The organism is Janthinobacterium sp. 61, from assembly GCF_002846335.1.
GTDB lineage: Bacteria > Pseudomonadota > Gammaproteobacteria > Burkholderiales > Burkholderiaceae_D > Janthinobacterium.
In genome coordinates this window covers 5,921,380-5,943,937 of record NZ_PJMQ01000001.1, presented here as the reverse complement: position 1 = coordinate 5,943,937, position 22,558 = coordinate 5,921,380, and the positions used below count along the sequence as shown (strand labels likewise).

The following is a 22,558-nucleotide window of genomic DNA, read 5'->3' as shown; positions in this document are numbered from 1 at the left end:
GCGTGGGCGGGTTCTTTTTGAAAGCAGCCAGGCTGCGCTTATTCCACTTCCACCGTTTCCGGTGCAGCTGTCGGCGCCGCGTCTGGCGGTTCCGGGAATTCCAGCAAGACCTGGTCCTTGTCGTCGAGGTCGACCGTGACCCGTCCGCCCGTGACCAGGCGGCCGAACAACAGTTCGTCAGCCAGGGCCTTGCGGATCAGATCCTGGATCAGGCGTGCCATCGGCCGCGCGCCCATCAAAGGATCGAAGCCTTTCTTGCCAAGGAAAGCACGCAGCTTCTCGGTAAACACGGCTTCAACCTTTTTCTCGTGCAACTGTTCTTCCAGCTGCATCAGGAACTTGTCGACCACGCGCAGGATGATTTCCTGGTCCAGCGCGCGGAAGCTGATGGTCGCGTCAATACGGTTGCGGAATTCCGGCGTGAACATGCGCTTGATGTCGGCCATCTCGTCGCCTGCCTGCTTGGAATTGGTGAAACCGATCGAGGCTTTCTGCAAGCTTTCCGCACCCGCATTCGTCGTCATGATGATGATCACGTTACGGAAATCGGCTTTGCGGCCATTGTTATCCGTCAAGGTGCCATGATCCATCACTTGCAGCAGGATATTGAAAATGTCCGGATGGGCTTTCTCAATTTCATCGAGCAGCAAGACTGCATGCGGCTTCTTGGTGATCGCTTCCGTCAGCAAACCGCCCTGGTCGAAACCAACATAGCCCGGTGGCGCGCCGATCAAACGGCTGACCGCGTGGCGTTCCATGTATTCCGACATGTCGAAACGGATCAGCTCGATGCCGAGGATGAAGGCCAGTTGCTTGGCCACCTCGGTCTTGCCGACACCGGTAGGACCGGAGAACAGGAAGGAGCCGATCGGCTTGTCCGTCTTGCCCAGGCCAGCACGCGCCATCTTGATGGCGGACGCCAGCGCGTCGATGGCGGGATCTTGCCCAAACACCACGTTGCGCAAATCGCGGTCAATCGTCTGCAGCTTGCTGCGGTCGTCCTGGTTGACCGTTTGCGGCGGAATGCGCGCGATCTTGGCAATGATGTCCTCGATCTCGGCCTTGCCGATGGTTTTCTTTTGCTTCGACTTCGGCAGAATGCGCTGTGCCGCGCCCGCTTCATCGATGACGTCGATCGCCTTGTCGGGCAGATGGCGATCATTGATGAAACGCGCCGCCAGTTCGGCCGCCGTCGACAGGGCCGAGGCCGAGTATTTCACGCCATGGTGCTCTTCGAAACGCGATTTCAAGCCGCGCAGGATCTGCACGGTTTGCTCGACGGTCGGCTCGTTGACGTCCACCTTCTGGAAACGGCGGCTCAAGGCATGATCTTTCTCAAACACGCCGCGGAACTCCGTGTACGTGGTCGCGCCGATGCATTTCAGCTGGCCATTCGCCAATGCCGGTTTCAGCAGATTGGAGGCGTCCAGCGTGCCGCCCGAAGCCGAGCCCGCACCGATGATGGTGTGGATTTCGTCGATGAACAGGATGCCGTTCGGATTATCCTTCAATTGCTTCAGCACGGCTTTCAGGCGCTGTTCGAAGTCACCGCGATATTTGGTACCTGCCAGCAAGGCGCCCATATCCAGCGAATACACGACGGCATTCTGCAGGATTTCCGGCACATCGCTTTGCGTGATGCGGTAAGCCAGCCCTTCGGCGATGGCCGTCTTGCCCACGCCCGCCTCGCCGACCAGCAAGGGATTGTTCTTGCGGCGGCGGCACAGGATCTGGATCACGCGGTCGACTTCTTCCTCGCGCCCGATCAGGGGGTCGATCTTGCCTTCGGCAGCGGCCTTGTTCAGGTTTTGCGTGAACTGGTCGAGCGGGCTTTCCTTCGGCTGGCCATCGACGGGCGCTTCTTCCACGCCTTCGGAGGCTTTCGCGCTTTCCGTCGACTGGTCCTTGCGCACGCCGTGCGAAATGAAATTGACCACATCCAGGCGCGTCACTCCCTGCTGGTGCAGGTAGTAGACCGCATGCGAATCCTTTTCGCCGAAGATGGCCACCAGCACATTGGCGCCCGTGACCTCCTTCTTGCCATTCGAAGCGGACTGGACGTGCATGATGGCGCGCTGGATCACGCGCTGGAAACCAAGCGTCGGCTGGGTGTCGACTTCGCCCGTGCCAGGCACGGTCGGCGTGTTATCGCCGATGAAATTGGTGAGGGTCTTGCGCAGGTCCTCTATATTGACCGCGCAGGCACGCAACACCTCTGCAGCGGAGGGATTGTCCAGCAGTGCCAGCAGTAAATGCTCAACCGTGATGAATTCGTGCCGTGCCTGCCGAGCTTCGACAAACGCCATGTGCAAACTTACTTCTAATTCCTGCGCAATCATACTTCCTCCATCACGCACTGCAGGGGGTGCCCCGCCTTGCGCGCATGCGTTAAAACGAACTCCACTTTGGTACACGCTATATCTTTAGAGAACACGCCGCACACTCCTTTGCCGTAGCGATGAACACTGAGCATGATTTGCGTCGCCGTTTCACGGTCCTTGTTGAAATACTCCTGAATGATGGCCACCACAAATTCCATCGGGGTGTAGTCGTCATTGAGCAAGGCCACCTGGTAGAGCGGTGGCGGCTTCAGCACTTGCCGCTCCAGCAGGGTTTCTGTGTCGTGCTTGGTTGCCATACGCTTATTCTAATGCTTTCACAGTGGTTGTCATGCGCAATATCTACGCCTTTCCAATTGTTTTCAATCTTACGCGTTTTCTTAATAGTGCGCAGATGGCGACCTTGCTGTCAAAATCAAGAGTTGCTTTTTTGGTTGCCGTGAAGAATTTGGCAATATCGATGGAAAAGCGCTTGACTTCATTATTTATTCCGCCAACAATGCTGTATCGACTGTTGCAGTAATGTACAGCTTGATAAGAAGTGAGACGTCGAGGAGGGGGCAAGAAGCTTCTTGCTTTTATGGCTCGTGTGATTTGTTTTAATTTTGAAAGTTCTTTTTATGGCAACAGGTACAGTTAAGTGGTTCAATGATTCCAAAGGTTTTGGCTTCATCACTCCAGATGACGGCGGCGAAGATTTGTTTGCTCACTTCTCCGCAATCAACATGAACGGTTTCAAGACCCTCAAAGAAGGTCAAAAAGTTCAATTCGAAGTCACGCAAGGCCCTAAAGGCAAGCAAGCTTCCAACATCCAAGCAGCCTAAGCATCGCCGGCCCTCAGATGTGAAAAACCCCGTCTCCTGACGGGGTTTTTTTTCGTCCGCAGGGTGCGCTGCACCCTGCCCCGCCCCTCCAGTTACATATGCTCGATCATCACCTGGCCGAAACCGGAGCACGATACTTGCGTCGCGCCTTCCATCAGGCGGGCGAAATCGTAGGTGACGCGCTTCGAGGCGATCGACTTTTGCATCGACGAAATGATCAGGTCGGCCGCTTCCAGCCAGCCCATGTGACGTAGCATCATTTCCGCCGACAGGATCAGGGAACCGGGGTTCACGTAATCCTTGCCCGCATACTTTGGCGCCGTGCCATGCGTCGCTTCAAACATGGCGACGGAGTCGGACAGGTTGGCACCCGGCGCGATGCCGATGCCGCCCACTTGCGCCGCCAGCGCGTCGGAAATGTAATCGCCGTTCAAATTCAAGGTGGCGATGACGCTGTATTCGGCCGGACGCAGCAGGATTTGTTGCAGGAACGCGTCAGCGATGGAATCCTTGACGATGATATCGCGGCCCGTCTTCGGATTCTTGAACTTGCACCATGGACCACCATCGATCAGTTCGGCGCCGAATTCCTTTTGCGCCAGCGCATACGCCCAGTCGCGGAAGCCGCCTTCCGTGTACTTCATGATGTTGCCTTTGTGCACGATCGTCACGGATGGCTTGTCATTGTCGATTGCGTACTGGATGGCCTTGCGCACCAGGCGCTCCGTGCCTTCAATGGACACGGGCTTGATGCCCAGGCCCGACGTGGCCGGGAAGCGGATCTTGGTCACGCCCATTTCATTGATCAGGAAATCCATCAATTTCTTGGCTTCGGGCGAGCCTTGCTGGTATTCGATGCCCGCGTAGATGTCTTCCGAGTTTTCGCGGAAAATTACCATGTCCGTCTTTTCCGGCTCTTTCACGGGCGATGGCACGCCCGTGAAGTAACGCACGGGACGCAGGCAGACGTACAAATCGAGCTGCTGGCGCAGGGCCACGTTCAGCGAGCGGATGCCGCCACCGACGGGCGTGGTCAGCGGCCCCTTGATGGAGACGACGTAATCTTTCAGTACGGCCAACGTTTCTTCCGGCAGCCACACATCGGGACCGTACACATTCGTCGATTTCTCGCCCGCATAGATTTCCATCCAGCTGATCTTGCGCGCGCCGCCATAGGCCTTGGCCACGGCAGCGTCGATCACCTTGATCATGACCGGGCTGATATCGATGCCCGTGCCATCGCCTTCAATGAAGGGAACGATGGGATTATCTGGTACATTCAGCGAAAAATCGGCGTTGACGGTGATTTTTTGGCCGTCAGCAGGTACAGTGATATGTTGATACATCGTGATCTCCGAAGTGGGATACACCGCTGGCGGGCAACACAGGCCGGCGACGCGCTCTGCGGTTGCAGAGTTTACAAAAACAAGTCCGAACATGGCGGCAACAACGCACTTTAGCAGGGAAGGAACAGCAGGGCCATCCGCATCGCCATGCAGAATGCTGCGCCAAAGAACCTTATCGCCACACTGACTCAAGTCTTCTATAAGACATAAGACTAGCGTTTCACATTATGCACCAGTATCTTACAGGGCGCCACGCTTTTGCGGCGCCAATCAGCGGTCACCATCGTTTGCATCAATTCATCTATCAGCATGCCACTCATCCTCTTCAATAAACCATTCCAGGTCTTGTGCCAGTTTTCGCCGCAGGACGGCCGCCTCACCCTGGCCGACCATTTGACCATTCCCGGCATCTACCCGGCCGGCCGGCTCGACGCCGACAGCGAAGGCTTGCTGCTGCTGACGGACGACGGCCGACTGCAACACGAGATCAGCCACCCCGACCGCAAGGAAGCGAAAACCTACCTGGTGCAGGTCGATGGTGTGCCCGACGCCGCCAGCCTGGCGCGCCTGCAGGCGCCACTGGACCTGGGCGATTTCACTACCAAGCCTTGCAAGGCCGTGCGTATCGCCGAGCCGGACTGGCTGTGGCCACGCAACCCGCCCATCCGCGCGCGCGCCGACAAGCCGACCTCATGGCTGGCGATAACTTTAAAGGAAGGAAAAAACCGGCAAGTGCGGCGCATGACGGCTGCCGTCGGCCTGCCCACCCTGCGCCTGGTGCGCAGCGCCATCGGCCCGTTCTCGCTGGCCAGCCACCCTCTGCTGCCCGGCGAATGGTGTGAAGTGCCGGCCGAGAACATTGGAAAAACGTGAGCAGGACAAGAAAAAACGGCGTCAGCACTGAATTTTGCCAATAAGCACTATTTATTTTTAGATAATGCATTAAAATCATCTCACCTTCACATGACGAAAAAGGAAAGATGATGACAAAAGCAATACTGGCACTGACCGCCTCCCTGCTTGCCGGCGCCGCACTGGCCCAATCGGGCGCCCAGGTGCACGCTTCCGCTGCTACCGATGCCGTCAAGCCGCCACCTGCATCGGCTGCCAGCCATGCCTCGGCCGCCACCGATGCCCTCAAGCCGGCAGCAGCCTCGATCAACGCATCGGCGGCGACAGATGCGGCGCGGACCAAGGCCTCGGCCGCAACCGATGCACCGCGCCTGATTCCCCAGCCGCGCAAGACGAAGCAGCCTGCCGCTGAAGCAGGCAAGCCCGTGAAATAGGCGCAGTCACCGGGATGACGGCAGCAACCATGTTGCTGTAACCCCACGCTTTCGGCGCCGCCAGGCAGCATGCTTGACCAGGCGGCCGCCAGCATGGCTTAATCGCCGCTTCGCTGCCACCGTCCCGCGCCATGAAAACATCCCTTCGCCGCCTCAGCCTTTCCACCGCCCTGATGGCTTGCGCCAGCATTGCGCAAGCACAAGCGCCACAAGGCAAGAGCTTGCAGCTCTCGGCCGGCATGCATTTAATCCACGCGGAAGTGGCCGCCACGGAAGAGCAACGCGAACAAGGCTTGATGTACCGCGAAAAGTTGCCAGCCAATGCGGGCATGCTGTTCGTCTTCGGTAACCCATCGACGCAATGCATGTGGATGAAAAACACGCCGCTGCCCCTGTCCGTGGCCTTTATCGATGCCGGTGGCAAGATCGTCAACATCGAAGACATGCAAGCGTACACGCTCGACAGCCATTGTTCGACCAGGACCGTGCCCGTGCGCTATGCGCTGGAAATGCATTTGGGCTGGTTCAAGCAAAAGAACATCAAGCCGGGCATGAGCATCGGCAACCTGCCCGCAGCGCGCTAGACCGTGGCGGCCGGCCGCTGTCCAGCGCGGACAGGGCCGCAAAAACAAGCGAATAAAAAATGAAAAACGCGAAAAAACCCGCCAGAATAAATCTGCGGGTTTTTGCTTTTCAACCAGTGCCAGCGTGCCGGCACAGGCAAGGCCACCGTGGTGGCTTGCCTGCTGGTGAATATTAAGCGGACAGTGCTTTCAAAGCAGCTGCCAGACGGCTCTTATGGCGAGCTGCCTTGTTTTTGTGGATGATCTTCTTGTCAGCGATACGGTCGATGGTCGACACGGATGCTTGGAAGATTGCAGCAGCTGCTGCCTTGTCGCCGCCCTGGATCGCTTTGCGAGCAGCTTTGATAGCCGTGCGCAAGGTCGAACGTTGGGACGAATTGTGTGCGTTTTGCTTAACTGCTTGACGAGCGCGTTTGCGCGCTTGTGCGGTATTTGCCATGGAATTTCCTAAAACAGGGTCAAAGTGCGTTTGCAAACATTAGTGTTTGCCAACCGGTGCGTTCTGTGCGTCTGCCGAACCATGTGTGCCAAACCAGTGCCTGTCAAACATTAGTGTCTGCGTAACAGAATTCTGTACAGCCTTCGATTATAGCGATATTTTCAAGCGGGGGCAAATCAAAAAACCGTGTGTGACGCCAAAAACACCTGGAAATGGGCCTGACAAGGGCGAATCCGCAGCGTTTGTTACCATATTTTAAGCGTTTAACGGTACAGCGGGCGGCTATAATCTGCCCCCATGAACTTGCTTAAAACCCTCGCCGCCATCTCCAGCATGACCATGCTGTCCCGTGTAACCGGATTATTACGTGAAAGCCTGTTCGCGCGCGCCTTTGGCGCCGGCGCCTACACGGACGCCTTCATTGTTGCCTTCCGCATCCCCAACCTGTTGCGCCGCTTGTTTGCCGAGGGTGCGTTCTCGCAAGCTTTCGTGCCAATCTTGTCGGAATACAAGAACCAGCATGGCCAGGAAGCGAGCAAGCAATTGGCCGACCATGTAGCCACCACCCTCGTCTGGGCAACCCTGCTCGTATCCCTCATCGGCATCGTCGGCGCGCCGTGGTTCGTGTATGCGATCGCCACGGGCCTGACCAAGGACCCCGGCGCCTTCGACGCGGCCGTGTGGATGACGCGGCTGATGTTCCCTTATATTACTTGTATGTCCTTCGTAGCCCTGGCTGGCGGCATTTTGAATACCTGGCGCGAATTCAAGATTCCTGCCTTCACACCAGTGTTGCTCAATTTATCATTCATCGCCGCCTCGCTCTTCCTCGCCCCTTACCTGAAACAGCCGATCTACGCCATGGCAATTGCCGTGTTCGCCGGCGGCTTGCTGCAGGTGGCCATCCAGATTCCTGCCCTGATCAAGATCGGCATGCTGCCGCGCCTGTCGATCAATCCCGCCATCGGCCTGTCCGACGGCGGCGTGCGCCGCGTGCTGAAGAAGATGGGGCCGGCCGTGTTCGCCGTCTCGGCAGCGCAGATCAGCCTGATGATCAATACCAGCATCGCGTCGCGACTGGCCGAAGGCAGCATTTCCTGGCTGTCGTATGCGGACCGCTTGATGGAGTTTCCCACCGCCATGCTGGGCGTGGCCCTGGGCACCATCTTGCTGCCCAGCCTGTCGAAGGCAAACGTGGATGGCGACAAGACGGAATACTCGGCCCTGCTGGACTGGGGCTTGCGCCTGACTTTCCTGTTGGCATTGCCGGCCGCCGTCGGCATGGCAACCCTGGCCACGCCGCTGATCGCCACCCTCTTCCACTACGGTAAATTTACGGCCGAATCCGTGACCATGTCGACGGAACCGCTGGTGGCCTACAGCCTGGGCCTGATCGGCATCATCCTCGTGAAAACCCTGGCGCCCGCATTCTATGCGCGCCAGGACATCCGCACGCCCGTGAAAATCGCCATCGGCGTGCTGATCGCCACGCAGCTGATGAATTTGCTGTTCGTGCCCTACATCGCGGTGGCCGGCCTGGCACTGTCGATCGGCCTGGGCGCCTGCCTGAACGCCACTTTTCTCTATTGGGGCTTGCGCAAGCGCGGCATCTACACGCCCAAACCTGGTTGGACCAAGTTCTTCCTGCGCCTGCTGCCGGCGCTCATCGTCATGGGCGGCGTGGCCGCCTTCGGCGCACTGCGCATCGACTGGATCACTATGCAAGCCCATCCACTGTTGCGGGCCGGTGCCCTGGCCTTGCTGGTGAGCCTGTGCGGCGTGGCTTACTTTGCCACCCTGTTCCTCGTGGGATTCCGCTTCCGCGACTTCAAGCGCCACGCCTGACAACATGCCTGGGACGTTGTCACCATCACGCATGTTGTAGAAACAAAAAAAACCCGCCTCGGCGGGTTTTGTCATGCTAGCCGGGGAAAAATCAAACGGCTTTGCGGGCGCGGCGGCGTGCCGCAAAGCCAACCAGCGCCAGGCCACCCAGCAGCATGCCGTAGGTTTCCGGTTCCGGTACGGGCAAGGCGGACACCGTGCCCACATATTGGCCGTTCTGCAAACCGGTCAAGCCCGAAACACGCACCTCATAGCTGCCAGCCGCCAACGGCCCCGCCCAGCTCAGGCTTTGAATGCCGGCTACCGATGCCCAGGTCAGGTCGCCATAGCCCACCAGTGTTGCGGCGAAGTTGCTGATCGCGCCTTCGGGAACGGAAAACGTTTGCAATGCACCGAAAGACGCCGACGATGGCGTCAGCAGTTTAAAGGTCCACAAATCGTCGATCACCGTATTGGCAGCGAAATTGGTGGTGATGGATGCCCGGGTATCAAAACCGCTTGGATCCAGGATACCCAGATTGTAGGTGGCCGCCGACGCGCTGAACGATGCTGCAGCCAGAATGCCTGCCGCGATAAATTTCAATTTCATAATTTAGCCCTTAAAAGTAATTTATGGCCGCCAAGTGGTGCCAGCCATCGTTTTAGTACCGAAAGTACCAAGCGGAATAGTAGCATAAAAGCATTAGATTAATTGCAAATATTTTATCTTAATTTCATTTAAAATAAGTATTTCCCATGCGAAATGGTTGCGGGCATATAGGGATTTCCCAAAGAAAATAGTTCTCTCCGTATCGCTCCACATTGACTTATAGTTACAGCAGATCGGGGGGGGGCCTGCTGCGCGCCAGCCTCTTCCTGCGGCCCCCGCCACCTCGGGCGACGCGGGTTCAGGCGCTGGCGCTACAGGCATAGGCGCCGGAAGTCTTGCTGGAAAAGGAAGCTGCGCTGTCTCCCCGCAGCGGGCTCGCGCGCCTGTTAAAGGGCTTGCGCGAAGGCAGGCCCTTTTCCGCCGCACCGGCAGAGCATGGCGAACTGTTTCCCCGTCATACAGCGGCATCGTCACGGAGGCCGAGGGCAGCAGTGCCTTGTCGCGCCACCTCGACTACCAGCAGCGCATCGACACGGTGCGCGGAAAAATCGTCAGCGCCTTCATGGTCAGCCATGTGGTGTCCCGTTTTGCCGAAGCCTGCCAGGGCACCGGGTCCAAGCTGCGCCTGCCTGGTTCGTGGCAAGCGCGCGCACCTCATACCGCATGATGACGTGTCCGTGGCGAAACACTGGTCGCGCTGGCCCTACTGCGATGATCTGTGCCTTGCCCCTCGTCGCGCGAGTCTCGCCCGATATAGAAGAACATGTCAGCGATAGCATTTCAACAAGCCCAACGCAGCTGTGATCAAACAGAATCCAGGCAGGCGGCTGCTTTCCGACAGTATCATTTCAGCAACGCCATACTTTACAAAGCAATCCCGGCGCGTGCACGGCAGGACAACATGATATAATTCAAACAAATAAGTTTAGTTACTGACAAGACATTAAGCGGCACTAGCAGACCCAGTGGTGCAGGCCCCATCCATGCCTGACCTTGAAACGCACTCCCAACCTTGCTCGCAACAGTAGCCTGGAAGGGAGAGGCAACAATCGCATGTGGATACACGCGTCAAACGACGCACCCTTCCATGCTTTTTGAGAGATCGATCATGCCAACACCAATTTTCACGCCAGCCTCATCCCGCCCCTTGCTGCTGGCCGCAGCCTTGATGCTGTTCGGCGCCAGCGCCCAGGCGCAGACGGCCGCGCCTGCGCAAAAGAATGAAAAAAATTGCCAGGCCAGCACGCAATCGGCGAATGGCAAGGCGAAAGATGCCAATCTGGACGGCACTTACAGCGCCTGCAGCCTGGCCAACGGCTTCATTGGCTTCGGCAATCGCATCAGCGACGGCCTCAACAAGACACCGGAATTTGAAGGCGGCATGTCCGACCAGGAATTCCGCAAAGTTCAATCGACCGACAAAACGCACGGCCTGGCTACGCGCCAGTTGCCAGCCGATGCTGACGTCAGCGAGCCGCGCCTGGCGCTCGCCAGCAGCGACCGTAACTATCGTGTTGCCACGCGCGATTTCGGCGCCGCCGAAGAAAACCGTCCCTTCGATGACGCCGCCGGATACCGCGGCCCGGGCCGTTCGTACAACCCGGCCCGCAGTGTCGACGACACTCCACTGATCTTCTCGTCGTCGCTCGGCGAAGGCTTGCCTGTCACTGGCGGTGGTGTTGGCAGTGGCGGCTCCGGTGGCGGCTTCACGGGCGGCAGCGTCATTCCCGTGACGCCGAACATTCCTGCCGTGACGCCGGACATTCCAGCCGTGCCGGAACCGGAAACCTATGCCATGCTGCTGGCAGGACTGGGCCTCGTCGCCCTGGCGCGCCGCCGCAAGAGCAAATAACGCAGCAAGATGAAAGAGGCCCGCAAGGGCCTTTTTTATTGCCTGAAAGAATCAGGCTTCAACGCCGGAAGCGCGCATACGGGGCGGCGAGCGGGTCGCCGATGAACAGGCCCTGGGCTGGCCACAGCACGCTGCCCCAGTACGCTTCCAGTGCCGTGCTGCCGGACAGGTAGCGGCGCAACAGCACGGTCGGATTGGGAAACTTCTGCCAATAGTTGCACGGTTCGCTGACGGTGCCATAGCTGGCCGTCGCACCCGCCTCCAGCCAGCGCTGGCTGCTCATCTGGCTACTGCCTTGCAAGTCACCGCCATACGAGGTCAGGTGGTCGGCCAGGGCGCCGGGCAGGAAATGCAGGGTCTCCAGCTTGGCCACCTTGGCCATCCCCGTCTGGTACACCATGATGTCTTTCGCCCCTTCCAGGCTGTCCGCCTTGAGGTTCTTGATGGTCAGCTTGCGCTGGAGCACGACGCCGGCCGGCGGAAAGAAAGCGGCACGGCTGTTGCGTGCCGCATCGCTGGTCGTCAGGTAATAGGCGCTGGCGGCCGGCACGGAAAAGCCGATGACCTTGCCGCGATCCACCACGGCCTTGGCTTCGTCCACGAAATCGACAGGCAAGAGCATCGACAAGCGCATGCCCAGCTGCTTGTAGGGCTGGCCCACCTCGCTGTTGAAATACGCGCTGGGCTTGCCCGGGCCGCAGGTCTTCGCACATTGATCCCCGTCATAGCCCAAGGTGAAGGCGGACGTGATGGCATTGCATTCGACGGCATATGGGGCGCTCCACACCATCAGCACGGCCTGGATCTCGGGTTTCAGCTGCGCGTCGATGCGCTCCTTCAATTGCGCGAACTGATCTGCGCTGAGATTGCGCGGACGGTTGGGGATATTCACATGCACAACGTTCGCCACAGGGATGGTATGGGCCTGGCGGTAATATTCCCCCACTTCGATACTATTCGGCTCGGCATCGTTGATGACGATGGCCAGTTGCGACGGCTGCAATCGTGGCGCCGCAGGCGGCGCATCGGCGTACGCGATACCGGCGACCAGCGCCAGCGAAAAACAGAAAAAGTTACGCAATGGTGAATCTCGCCCGATGAGGTAGTATCGAAGCCGCCATGTGGCAGCCGCCAGCTGTGCCAAATGATTATAGTCCCATGCAATCGACAGGCGGAACAAAGCGCTGTCCACGTCAAGACGGGTAACCCCAGGTTTTTTCCCTATGCCCCCGTTGTCTGACTGTGCATGTATCGATCAAGTATGTTTCTTCATGAGATCCCAGCAAATGGGATTGCGGATAACAACGCCCCCACCTAAATTCATCTTATCAAATCAGACATGGGAATGCATAAATCAATTTTTTATGCTGCATTATTCTTAATTATCAATTTCCTTGTGGCATCATTTCTTGATAAGTTAGAAATACTATTCGTTGAGCACAACAATATGGATACGGTTATAATTGCTAAAATCATATCAAACAATCTTTTATTGTACTGGGGCGCACATGTCAGCATGGATGGAATTACGGGCAGATACCTATCGTCAATTTGGCCGCAGCAGCGCGCTATTGACGCTGCAGGCTGCGATACGCAGTCGCACATTCCGCGTGGTGGCAACGGCCCGGCTATGCCAGGCAGCGCGCAATGCCAAAGGCCCGGGGAAGTTGCTGCTGCCAGCATGCAAGCTGCTGCATCGATGCGCTTCCTCGATGGCCGGCGTGGATTTCCCTTGGCAAACAAAAATTGGGGCCGGTTTTGCCCTGACGCATGGCTGGGGAATGGTCATGAGTCCTGACGCAGTCATTGGCCGAAATGTGACATTATTTCATGGCGTAACGCTGGGGCGGCGTGACCGCATCAGCGCAGATGGACAGCGCATTACGGGCTACCCGACACTGGAAGATGAAGTATGGGTCGGTCCGCATGCGATCATAACGGGCGGCATCACTATAGGGCGCGGCAGCCGCATTGCGGGCGGCGCCGTCGTCAGCGAGAACATCCCCCCGTACTCCATCGTTGCAGGAAACCCTGGGGCAATCATCAAGAGCGACTGCATTCCCGACGTCATGCATCCGGCTCCACTTGACGAGTAGTGCACCGCACAGCCCCAGGCGCCCATCAGACACGCCGATACACATCCTCCAGGCGCACGATATCGTCCTCTCCCAGGTAACTGCCAGACTGCACCTCGATCAGGTGCAAGGGCAGCTTGCCCGGGTTTTCCAGCCTGTGCGTCATGCCAATGGGGATATACGTCGATTCGTTTTCCGTCAACAAGGTCACCTTCTCGCCGCACGTGACTTGCGCCGTGCCGCTGACCACCACCCAGTGTTCGGCACGGTGATGGTGCATCTGCAGCGACAGCTTGCCACCAGGACTGACCGTGATGCGCTTGACCTGGAAGCGTTCGCCGATATCGATGCCTTCATAGCTGCCCCACGGGCGGTACACCTTGCGGTGCTGCACATGCTCGCTGCGCCCTGCCTGCTTCAAGTGATCGACCACCTGTTTCACGCGCTGCACCTGGTCCTTGTGCGCCACCAGGACGGCGTCGTCCGTTTCCACCACAATCAAGTCCTGCACGCCGAGCACGGCCACCATGCGGCGCTCGGCGCGCACCAGGCAATTGCTGACGCCATCGAGATATACGTCGCCGCGCACCACGTTGCCGTTGGCGTCACTCTGCTTCTGCTGCACTTCCCACAGGGCCGACCAGGAACCGACATCACTCCAGCCGATGGCGGCCGGCAGCACCACGGCATGCGCCGTATGCTCCATGACGGCATAGTCGATAGAATCGGATGGGCAGGCGGCGAAGGCTTTCTCTTCCAGGCGGCAGAAATCGAGGTCACGATAGCCATCGCGCACGGCCGCCTCGCTGGCGGCCAGCATGGCCGGCTGAAATTGCCCCAGCTCGCCCAGATAGCGTTCGGCGCGGAACATGAACATGCCGCTATTCCAGAAATAATTACCGGCGGCAAGGAACGACTGCGCCGTGGCCAGGTCCGGCTTTTCCACGAAGCGCTCGACCTTGCAGCCCACGGCCCCCGGACTCACGGGCGCGCCGCTACGGATGTAGCCATAGCCCGTTTCCGGCGCCGTCGGCACGATGCCAAAGGTGGCCAGCGCGCCATCGGCCGCCAGCAGAGCAGCCTGGGCGATGGCCTGGTGAAACGCGGCAACATCGGTAATGACATGGTCGGCCGGCAAGACCAGCATCAGCGCCTGTGGGTCGATGGCCAGCAGAAAGTGCGCAGCCACGGCGACGGCTGGCGCCGTGTTGCGCCCCACGGGCTCAAGCAGGATGCCCAGCGGCGGCAAGCCGATCTCGCGCAGCTGCTCGGCCACCATGAAGCGGTGCTCATTGCCGCACACCACCAGCGGCGGCATGACGTCGATATCGGCCAGTCCGCTATCACCGGCACGGCGGTTGGGCAGGCCGAGCACGCGCAGCGCCGTTTCCTGCAACATGGTCTTGTCCGTTACCAGCGGCAACAACTGCTTGGGCAGCACGGCGCGCGACAGCGGCCAGAGACGGGTGCCCGAACCGCCGGACAGGATGACTGGATAAATTTTCATGGTGTCATTTCAAAAACAGTTTATTGGGCAGCATACAGGGCCGGCGGGGTTGCAGCGCAGCGCAAGCTACGGGGGTCGCGTGCATTACCCCAGGCCTCAGTCTCATACTGGGAAACATGCAGCATCTGGCCGGCACGGTCGACACTATAATCCTTGAAGGCGATCCTTTCATCAAGTACCACGCCAGGCTGCACGCGCGTGCCCTGGCCTGCCGCCAATATCATTGCTGTCACGGTCGAACATGCTCCATCAGGGTTGCGCCTGGCTGGCCAGGCGACACACTCAGCGGCCGTCCTTGCTCAAGGTCACCGAAGCGGCAGGCGCGGCAGCGGGAAACAGGCGCGCATACGCGGCCAGCAGCTTGGGCGCTTCGTATTCCCACTCCAGCTCGTTGACCACGCGATGGCGGCCGAACGCCCCCATCTGCTCGCGGCGGGCGGGGTCGTCCAGCAATTCGACGATCTTGCGCGCCATGTCGACAGGATCATTTTTCAATGCATACAAGGATGCCTGCTGTGCGGAAACCTTGCCTTCGACCAGATCAAACTGCACGATCGGTTTGCCCAGGGCCATGTATTCCATGATCTTGTTCATGGTCGACTTGTCGTTCATGTCGTTGGCCACGTCCGGGTTCACGCACACGTCCGAGGTGTTGAGCATTTCCAGCAATTGCTGATCCGGCACGCGCCCCGTAAACGTCACGTAGTCGGCAATGCCCAGGTCCTGCGCCATCTGCTTCATCTGTTCCAGCGAGGTGCCGCCGCCCACCAGGCCGAACTGCACATCCTCGCGCTTCAAGGTCTGCACGATGTATTGTGCCGCCTGCAGCAGCAGATCGATGCCTTCCTGCGCGCCCATCACGCCCACGTAGCCGACCAGGTAGCTGCGGCCCTTCTTCAGTGCTGGCACGGGCGGCAGCACGCGCAAGCGGTCCAGCTTGGGTCCGCTGCGCACCACGTAGACATCCTCGGGCTTCATACCGCCCCGCTCGATGGCTATCTTCTTGTACGACTCGTTGGTGGCGATCGACACGTCGGCGCTCTGGAACGACCAGCGCTCGAACAGCACCATCAGCTTGTAAAAGAAATCGCGCCGGCCGAACTTGGCTTCGTACAGCTCGGGGTTGATGTCATGGTGGTCGAACAGGAAACGCTTGCCCATCGTCAACTTGAAGAAGCCGCCGATGAGGAACAGCAAATCAGGCGGATTACAGGCGTGAACCACGTCGAAACCACGGGCAAAATGGACTTTCCATGCCAGGCGGAAGGTATGGAACAGGGCCAGTGAATATTCCACCAGGTAACCCTTGGCCCCTTCCGCCTCCAGCGGCAGGTTGTAGCGGTAGATATGGATGCCGTCGATGGCTTCGTAGCGCGCTTCATAGCCCTTGCCCGTCGGGCAGATAATCGACACTTCATAGCCGTTCGCATGCAGGGTGGTCGCCTCCTGCCACACGCGCCGGTCGAATGGCGAAGGCAGGTTTTCCACCAGGATCAGCACCCGCCTCGGCTGGGCTCCCATGCCCACGGTTTTACCAGCAGATGCCGTCATACTGTTCTCCACTTTGTTCTTTGCTGATACGCACCAGGTCGACGATGTGCTGGTGCGGCCGCAGGCTGTTTGGTACGGTCTTGAATTCGGCCGCGCCATTGCCGATGACGATGGTGTCGGCAAAATCGAGCACGTCCTGCATGTTGTCCACCATCAGCTTGGAAATGTGCGGGATCATGTTCAGGATGTAATCCTGGTTGGCGCCCGTCAAGGCGGCCAGGTTGACATTCTTGTCGTACAGCTTCAGCTCGTAGCCCTTGCCCAGCAGATACTCGATGACATCGACCAGCGGCGACTCGCGCAAGTCGTCCGTACCGGCCTTGAACGAAAAGCCCAGGATACCCACTTTGCGCGCGCCCTTGTCGACGATCATCTTGATGCCCTTTTCCACTTGCTTCTGGTTCGATGGCAGGATGGAATTGAGCAAGGGCAAATCGAGGTCCAGGCTGCGCGCCTTGTAGGTCAGTGCGCGCACGTCTTTGGGCAGGCACGAGCCGCCGAAGGCAAAGCCCGGCTTCATGTAGTACGGCGACAGGTTCAGCTTGGTATCCTGGCAGAAGATTTCCATCACCGTGTGGCCATCGATGCCGACAGCCTTGCAGATATTGCCGATTTCATTGGCGAACGCCACTTTGACGGCGTGCCAGGTGTTGTCCGTGTACTTGACCATCTCGGCCGTTTCCACATCCGTGCGCACCAGCGGCGCGTCCATCTTTTCATACAGCTGCACCAGCAGCGCGCCGGCCTTTTCATCGGACTCGCCGATAACCGTCTTCGGCGGATTGTAGTAATCGTAGACGGCCGTGCCTTCACGCAGGAATTCCGGATTGTTGCACACGCCGAAATCGACGCCAGCCACCTTGCCGGAGGCCGCTTCCAGGGTCGGGATCACCAGCGAGCGCATGGAGCCGGGCAACATGGTCGAGCGCGCCACAACGACGTGGAAGCTGTCTTTTTCACGGATGGCGGCGCCGATTTCCTGGCACACCTTGCGCACGTGGCTCAGGTCCAGGTTGCCATTGAGCTGCGACGGCGTGCCCACGCAGATGAGCGACATGTCCGAGCCGAAGACGGCGTCGCGCACGTCGAAGGTGGCCCGTAAATGGCCGCTCTTCACGGTGGCGGCGATCATCTCGCCGATGTCTTTTTCAATGATGGGCGTGGTGCCCTGGTTAATCAGCTCCACCTTGGTCCTGTTCGGATCAACGCCGATCACTTCGTGTCCATCCGTTGCCAGACAACCAGCCGAGACGGCACCCACATAACCCAAACCAAATATGCTAATTTTCATGTTTTCCTCGTATTTTCTGACAGATCAGGGGTAGCCAAACTCAGGTGAAACTCCGTGCGCAAGGTGGCCGTGCCTTGCAGCCGCCCGCGCCAAACCAGCACAGGTGCAGCCTGCTTTTCATCAAAACGGCGCGAAATCCAGCCCAGCGGCGGATCGTCGCGGCCACACACCAGTTGCACGGAGGCATCCGGCAAGGGCGGCAAATGCATTTCCAGCGAGAAAGCGTCACCCGCCACGCGCAGCACATGACCGTCCAGCTGCAAGCGGCAGCGGGGATCGAAGTGCCAGAACTGCTCCACCTCATGCGCCCCCTGGCATTCGAGCACGTCATCGACCACGATCAGCGCGGCGCCGGGCGCCACGCGCACCTCGCGCCGATGCAGCACAGCATCTTTCAAGCCCAGGTAGCCGTCATGGCTGGCGCTCCAGAATTGCCCGTCGGCATCGTCACGCCACGCCAGGCACTGGGCCTGGGCCTTGCGCAGCCACAGGAAGTTGCCGCCCGACTCGGACTGGTCGCGGCCATCGATGCGCACGGTGTTGTGCGCGCTGGTGCCGCGGAAATAGTCGCGCCACTGTTTTTGCGTGTGGTAGGCATAGGTGCCCGGGTCGACCAGCACCGCCTGGCCCGCCACAGATAAGGTCAGCGCCAGCGCATCGGCGTGGCCGTGTGCGGCAATGCCCAGGTAGCCCAGCGGACCGGCATCAGCGGTCAGGCGCACCTCACCTGGCGTATCGAAACGCGCACCCATCACGTAATAGCCGCCATCGGGGAAAGCGCGCGGCAAGGTTTCGGGCGCAACGTCCGGCAAGGCGTCAAACGCCTGGCTGCCTGCAGCGCCCAGCAGCCAGGCGCTTTTCTCGTCGAAGGTGCGTGCCTTGGCCTTGAAATCGGCGCGACCGAACAGGGCCGCGCCGCTGGCCAGCAGCGAGGTGTAGGGATTGGCGCCAGGGGATTTGTCCCAGTGCGCCAGCAGCGCGTCGTCTGCGTCGCCGATCATCGGCACCTCGCCCGCCACGTTCGTCATGGCGGCGATAAATTCCAGCATGGCTTCCAGGCGTTGCAGGAAAGCGGCGGAGCGGGGCCGGCCATTCGCGCGGCCCGCCAGCACGCACAGCAGCATTTCGTCGGCCACCGTGTGCTGGTAATAAATAGCTTGCTCGCGGTTCACACCATCCGCGCCGTTTTGCTTGAGCGCCTGCGCTTCCAGTTCGCGTTCCGTTTGCGTCAGCCAGCCGGCACTTTCCGGCCAGCAAGGCCATGTGAGCGCGGCGATATGCAAGCCCGTCAATTCACCAAACAAGTGGTTGTTGGCCGATGAGTGACGCGAAAAGTGGCCGGCGATGAAGTGGCAATGCTGGTAGATGCTGTCGAGCCAGCGCTGCAGGAACGCCTGCCCTTGCGCGCCCTCAAATAGGGGGCTGTTGATGCCACCTAGCAAGTGCCACGCATGCGACCAGCTGACCAGGCGCAAGGCCAGTTCCAGCGCGCTGCTCCAGTTCGGCCCCAGCGGATACGGACACTGCTGCCACCACGATTCGAGCAAGGCTTGCGCCCCGCGCGCATGGCGCAGGTCGCCGCCCAGTCGATACGCCATCGCCAGGTCGGCCACGGCCAGGTGGCGGTTCGGTTCCCACAGGCATTTGATGTCACCCACCACCGCTTCATCGCGGTAATTGAGTGTCTTGCCAAAGCCCAGCGGCACCACGGTGCCCGTCTTCGGATCGCGGTTCCATTGCGGAGGGAAACCCAGGTCCGCATCGCGCAAGGCAAAGACGTCGAAGCGGCCCGCCAGGATGCGTTCGGCGGCCGCCTGGTGCGGCGCCGCATCAATGGGCAGTCCCAGCCATGGCGCGCCGAAACGCTGGCGCACAGCGGGTGGCGGCGCCAGCGCCAGGCCGTAACCACGCGCCTGCAGCCGTTGCTGCACCGCATCGCGCACGCGGTGCGCCACCTCGGGCGCCCCCATGGCGCGCAAGCGGTTCAGTTTCCAGGACAGATTGCTCAGCATGGGCCTCTCACAAATACTGGCGATGCCAGATTTCCAGGGTGAGCAAGCTCCACAGCAGCTTCTCGTGGTTTTGCCGCCCAGCCACGTGTTCAGCCAGCACCTGCTGCAGTGCTTGCGCATGGTAGTAGTGGCGCGTGCGCGACTCGGCGCCCGTCAGGTGCTCGTACAGATAATCCTTCATGGGCCCGCGGAACCATTCGTTGACGGGCACGCGGAAGCCCACTTTCGGCCGTTCCAGGATGGCTTGCGGCAGCAGCTGTTTCATGGCTTCGCGCAAGATCCACTTGGTGGTGCGGCCGCGCACGCGGTACTCGTCCGGCAGGCTCGATACATACGCGGCCAGTTCGTGGTCCATGAAGGGCATGCGCGCTTCCAGCGAGGCCGCCATAGTCATGCGGTCGCCCCGCTCGAGCAGATTGTCGGGCAGCCAGCTCAGCTGGTCGAAGCACAGGATGCGGCGCAAGGCGCTGTTGCCGGCGCTGCCACAGCCCAGCGAGGGGTCGCGCTGGCGCGACGGCGCCGGCATGGCCACCAGGCGCGCGCGTTCCTGGTCGGACATCATGCCGAACCAGCGCGGCATGCGTTCGTCGAACGCTTCCAGGCCCAGGTTGACGATGGCCGTCTTGGCGCGCCGGAAACGGTAGGGCAAGGCGCCGATGGCCGGCTCGATCAGGCCGTGGCGCAGCAAGCCCGGCAGCATCTGATAATTGCCCGCATAGCGCTCGTACACGTGTTTGGGGTAGCCGCCGAGGATTTCATCGGAGCCTTCCCCCGTCAAGACCATCTTGACCGTCTTGCGCGATTCTTTCGCCAGCAGGTAGATGGGAATGTCGGACGGCTCGGCCACGGGGGCGTCGCGGAAACGCACGAGGTCGGGCAGCAAGGCGATGACCTGGTCGACGGACACTTCCAGCTCATGGTGTTCCGTGGAAAATTGGCGGGCGATATCGGCTGCATACGCCAGTTCGCTGAAGCCGCCCTCCTTGAAACCGACGGAAAAGGTTTTCACGGGCACGCCCGCATGGCGCGACATCAGCGCCACCACGGCAGACGAGTCGATGCCGCCGGACAAGAAAGCGCCGAAAGGCACGTCGGAAATCATGCGGATGCGCACCGATTCATCGAGCTTGTCGAGGAAGGTGGCGACGGGGTCGGCCGGCAACGGCGCCGCCAAGCGGGGCCGGCTGTCGGGCGGCGTGTAATACACGCGCTCGCGCAGCACGCCGTTTTCCCATGTCGCCGTGGAACCGGGCGCCAGCTTGCGGATACCCTGGAATAAAGTAGCCGGGCCCGGCACGTAGCGGTAGGCAAAATAATCCCAGATGGCGGCCTGGTCAGCCTGCGGCGCCACGTCCGGCAAGGCCAGCAGGGCCTTGATTTCCGAGCCGAAAGCCAGCTTGCCTTCGTGCTGCCACAGAAACAGGGGTTTCTTGCCGAAGGGGTCGCGCGCCATGAACAAACGCTCATGGCGCGCATCCCAGATGGCAAAAGCAAACATGCCGCGGAAGTGCTGTACGCACTCCTCGCCCCATTGCACGTAGGCATGCACGATGGTTTCCGTGTCGGAAGCCGTGCGGAAATGGTGGCCCAACGCGATCAGCTCGTCGCGCAGAGGCTGGAAGTTATAGATTTCACCATTGAAGATGATTTGTACATCACCATCTTCATTGCCCAGCGGCTGGTGCCCCGTGGCGATATCGATGATGGACAGGCGCCGGTGCAACAAGCCCAGCTGCCAAGCACCATCGGCGCTATTGGCCAGCAGCACGCCCGTGTCATCGGGGCCGCGGTGCGCGATGGCGCGCCCCATGGCGTCGAGCGCAGCCGGCATGCCGGCGACGGACGAAGGGAAAATCAAACCGGCAATACCGCACATAATGGCTCGCTTAAAAAATAGGGGACCGACTAGAGCGCTGGCGACGCCAGCAACGCGCTGTAGACGCGGCGGAAATCCTGCGCCAGCCGCTCGACCGTATAGTGGCTCTCGATGCGCTCGCGACACGCCTGTCCCATGCGCTGCAACAAGGCGCGGTCGCCATCGAGGCGCACGATGGCATCGGCTAGCGCCTGCGGATCGCGCGGCGGCACGAATACGCCATGTATGCCATCCTGCACCACATCGGGAATCGCGCCCACGGGGCAAAGCAGCGCCGGCGTACGCGCCGCCATGCTTTCGAGCAATGCATACGGCAAACCCTCGTGATACGTGGGAAAGGCGAACAGGTCGGCATTGCGCCACGCCGCGTCTTTCTCCGCACCAAATTTTTGTCCCAGGAAAGTCACTGTGTCCTCCAAGCCCAAGGCCGCCACCCGCTCGCGCAGTGCCGCCTCGTCCGGACCGCTGCCAACCAGCGACAGGCTCGCCGCCACGCCGGCACCGCGCACCAACTGCATCGCCTCGATCAGTTCAAACAGCCCCTTGCTGTCCACCAGGCGGCCCACGTACACCAGAGACAACGGGCGCTGCGGCGCAAGCGGCTTGGCACCCGCGTCCAGACCCGCATCGATGGCGTTCGGAATCACCTCCAGCGCCAGGGTTGCATCGAAGCTGCGATAGCCGCGCAATTCGCACTGCGCCAGTAGCACCACCGCATCGGGCAGGCGCAGGACGCGCCGCAGCAGGCCCGTCAACAGATGCCGGCCACCGAAAAACTCTTGCGGCAAGGCGCCGCCATGCACCTGATAAACAACCCTTTTACGCATCAGCTTGGCAATTGCCAGATACACGACATCGCGCCAATAGCTCTTGGGCTCCATCGACGTATTCAAATGCACGATCGCCGGACGCTCACGCAACAAGGCGATGAGAAACAGGACAGGGCTAAGCAAGAGGCGCCACACTTTGCCTGGCAGCGATTCCCCCCTGCCCTCGCTACCGACTTGAAAAAGCACGAAGCGAAACTCACGCGGTAACGCTGACTGCAACAGCTGATTCAAGTGAGTGCTCACCCCACTGACGGCACCCAGGGAAGGACCGAGCAACATGATAGTAGTCATATCCGGGAGTATAGTTTATTT

At 60.0% G+C, this 22,558-nt stretch carries 21 protein-coding genes; 9 read left to right on the top strand and 12 right to left on the bottom strand.

The window, feature by feature from the left end; all coding sequences use genetic code 11:
- Positions 1 to 38 precede the first annotated feature (38 nt).
- Positions 39 to 2,339, bottom strand: coding sequence for an ATP-dependent Clp protease ATP-binding subunit ClpA (gene clpA / locus CLU92_RS26960; RefSeq protein ID WP_101484376.1), 2,301 nt, complete (start codon positions 2,337 to 2,339; stop codon positions 39 to 41).
- Positions 2,336 to 2,638 carry an ATP-dependent Clp protease adapter ClpS gene (clpS, locus tag CLU92_RS26955; protein ID WP_034751577.1) on the bottom strand — a complete coding sequence of 101 codons (303 nt, stop codon included), beginning with the start codon at positions 2,636 to 2,638 and terminating at the stop codon, positions 2,336 to 2,338. Before clpS ends, clpA begins: the two co-directional genes overlap by 4 nt.
- Before the next feature lie 321 nt (positions 2,639 to 2,959).
- Between clpS and CLU92_RS26950 the strand changes: the two genes are divergently transcribed.
- Positions 2,960 to 3,163 carry a cold-shock protein gene (locus tag CLU92_RS26950; RefSeq protein ID WP_010395943.1) on the top strand — a complete coding sequence of 68 codons (204 nt, stop codon included), beginning with the start codon at positions 2,960 to 2,962 and terminating at the stop codon, positions 3,161 to 3,163.
- A 92-nt stretch (positions 3,164 to 3,255) separates the two neighbouring features.
- Here CLU92_RS26950 and icd read toward each other — a convergent pair whose 3' ends face one another.
- Positions 3,256 to 4,509, bottom strand: a complete 1,254-nt coding sequence (icd, locus tag CLU92_RS26945; RefSeq protein ID WP_101484375.1) for an NADP-dependent isocitrate dehydrogenase — start codon at positions 4,507 to 4,509, stop codon at positions 3,256 to 3,258.
- Positions 4,510 to 4,818: 309 nt separating this feature from the next.
- Between icd and CLU92_RS26940 the strand changes: the two genes are divergently transcribed.
- The 3 genes from CLU92_RS26940 to CLU92_RS26930 all read left to right on the top strand — a co-directional run bounded on the left by CLU92_RS26940 (position 4,819) and on the right by CLU92_RS26930 (position 6,379).
- Positions 4,819 to 5,382, top strand: a complete 564-nt coding sequence (locus CLU92_RS26940; RefSeq protein WP_101484374.1) for a pseudouridine synthase — start codon at positions 4,819 to 4,821, stop codon at positions 5,380 to 5,382.
- 110 nt (positions 5,383 to 5,492) lie between these two features.
- Positions 5,493 to 5,795 (top strand): hypothetical protein, encoded by a 303-nt coding sequence (locus tag CLU92_RS26935; protein WP_243858396.1) that lies wholly within the window; start codon positions 5,493 to 5,495, stop codon positions 5,793 to 5,795.
- A 131-nt stretch (positions 5,796 to 5,926) separates the two neighbouring features.
- The gene (locus tag CLU92_RS26930) at positions 5,927 to 6,379 is read left to right on the top strand and encodes a DUF192 domain-containing protein (protein ID WP_101484373.1); all 453 of its coding nucleotides are present in this window, start codon (positions 5,927 to 5,929) and stop codon (positions 6,377 to 6,379) included.
- A gap of 172 nt (positions 6,380 to 6,551) precedes the next feature.
- Here the strand turns inward: CLU92_RS26930 and rpsT are convergent, their stop codons facing one another.
- Positions 6,552 to 6,818: a 30S ribosomal protein S20 gene (rpsT, locus tag CLU92_RS26925; RefSeq protein WP_010395935.1), complete on the bottom strand. Its 267-nt coding sequence runs from the start codon at positions 6,816 to 6,818 to the stop codon at positions 6,552 to 6,554.
- Positions 6,819 to 7,115: 297 nt separating this feature from the next.
- On the opposite strand from rpsT, the gene murJ reads away from it, so the two are divergent.
- Entirely contained in the window at positions 7,116 to 8,663 is a 1,548-nt protein-coding gene (murJ, locus tag CLU92_RS26920; protein WP_101484372.1) for a murein biosynthesis integral membrane protein MurJ, read from the top strand.
- A 91-nt stretch (positions 8,664 to 8,754) separates the two neighbouring features.
- On the opposite strand, the gene CLU92_RS26915 is transcribed toward murJ, so the two are convergent.
- Positions 8,755 to 9,252: an FxDxF family PEP-CTERM protein gene (locus CLU92_RS26915; RefSeq protein WP_101484371.1), complete on the bottom strand. Its 498-nt coding sequence runs from the start codon at positions 9,250 to 9,252 to the stop codon at positions 8,755 to 8,757.
- 496 nt (positions 9,253 to 9,748) lie between these two features.
- On the opposite strand from CLU92_RS26915, the gene CLU92_RS27940 reads away from it, so the two are divergent.
- Entirely contained in the window at positions 9,749 to 9,919 is a 171-nt protein-coding gene (locus CLU92_RS27940) for a hypothetical protein (RefSeq protein ID WP_180338602.1), read from the top strand.
- A gap of 441 nt (positions 9,920 to 10,360) precedes the next feature.
- Positions 10,361 to 11,104, top strand: coding sequence for a PEP-CTERM sorting domain-containing protein (locus CLU92_RS28390; RefSeq protein WP_257562248.1), 744 nt, complete (start codon positions 10,361 to 10,363; stop codon positions 11,102 to 11,104).
- A 58-nt stretch (positions 11,105 to 11,162) separates the two neighbouring features.
- On the opposite strand, the gene CLU92_RS26900 is transcribed toward CLU92_RS28390, so the two are convergent.
- Positions 11,163 to 12,185: a TIGR03790 family protein gene (locus CLU92_RS26900; protein ID WP_101484370.1), complete on the bottom strand. Its 1,023-nt coding sequence runs from the start codon at positions 12,183 to 12,185 to the stop codon at positions 11,163 to 11,165.
- A gap of 258 nt (positions 12,186 to 12,443) precedes the next feature.
- Between CLU92_RS26900 and CLU92_RS28385 the strand changes: the two genes are divergently transcribed.
- Positions 12,444 to 12,902: a hypothetical protein gene (locus CLU92_RS28385; RefSeq protein WP_257562246.1), complete on the top strand. Its 459-nt coding sequence runs from the start codon at positions 12,444 to 12,446 to the stop codon at positions 12,900 to 12,902.
- Positions 12,892 to 13,200, top strand: coding sequence for a serine O-acetyltransferase (locus CLU92_RS28380; protein WP_257562244.1), 309 nt, complete (start codon positions 12,892 to 12,894; stop codon positions 13,198 to 13,200). The genes CLU92_RS28385 and CLU92_RS28380 overlap by 11 nt, the downstream gene beginning before the upstream one ends.
- A 25-nt stretch (positions 13,201 to 13,225) precedes the next feature.
- Here CLU92_RS28380 and CLU92_RS26890 read toward each other — a convergent pair whose 3' ends face one another.
- The 6 genes from CLU92_RS26890 to CLU92_RS26860 all read right to left on the bottom strand — a co-directional run bounded on the left by CLU92_RS26890 (position 13,226) and on the right by CLU92_RS26860 (position 22,525).
- The gene (locus CLU92_RS26890; RefSeq protein WP_101484368.1) at positions 13,226 to 14,686 is read right to left on the bottom strand and encodes a mannose-1-phosphate guanylyltransferase/mannose-6-phosphate isomerase; all 1,461 of its coding nucleotides are present in this window, start codon (positions 14,684 to 14,686) and stop codon (positions 13,226 to 13,228) included.
- A 282-nt stretch (positions 14,687 to 14,968) separates the two neighbouring features.
- Complete coding sequence (locus tag CLU92_RS26880; RefSeq protein ID WP_180338601.1) at positions 14,969 to 16,237, bottom strand: glycosyltransferase family 4 protein; 1,269 nt, start codon at positions 16,235 to 16,237, stop codon at positions 14,969 to 14,971.
- Complete coding sequence (locus tag CLU92_RS26875; RefSeq protein WP_101484366.1) at positions 16,218 to 17,528, bottom strand: nucleotide sugar dehydrogenase; 1,311 nt, start codon at positions 17,526 to 17,528, stop codon at positions 16,218 to 16,220. Before CLU92_RS26875 ends, CLU92_RS26880 begins: the two co-directional genes overlap by 20 nt.
- Positions 17,525 to 19,540, bottom strand: coding sequence for an alginate lyase family protein (locus CLU92_RS26870; RefSeq protein WP_257562240.1), 2,016 nt, complete (start codon positions 19,538 to 19,540; stop codon positions 17,525 to 17,527). The genes CLU92_RS26875 and CLU92_RS26870 overlap by 4 nt, the downstream gene beginning before the upstream one ends.
- Positions 19,541 to 19,547: 7 nt before the next feature.
- The gene (gene asnB, locus CLU92_RS26865) at positions 19,548 to 21,416 is read right to left on the bottom strand and encodes an asparagine synthase (glutamine-hydrolyzing) (protein ID WP_101484365.1); all 1,869 of its coding nucleotides are present in this window, start codon (positions 21,414 to 21,416) and stop codon (positions 19,548 to 19,550) included.
- A gap of 29 nt (positions 21,417 to 21,445) precedes the next feature.
- Complete coding sequence (locus CLU92_RS26860) at positions 21,446 to 22,525, bottom strand: glycosyltransferase family 4 protein (RefSeq protein ID WP_257562742.1); 1,080 nt, start codon at positions 22,523 to 22,525, stop codon at positions 21,446 to 21,448.
- Positions 22,526 to 22,558: the final 33 nt, after the last annotated feature.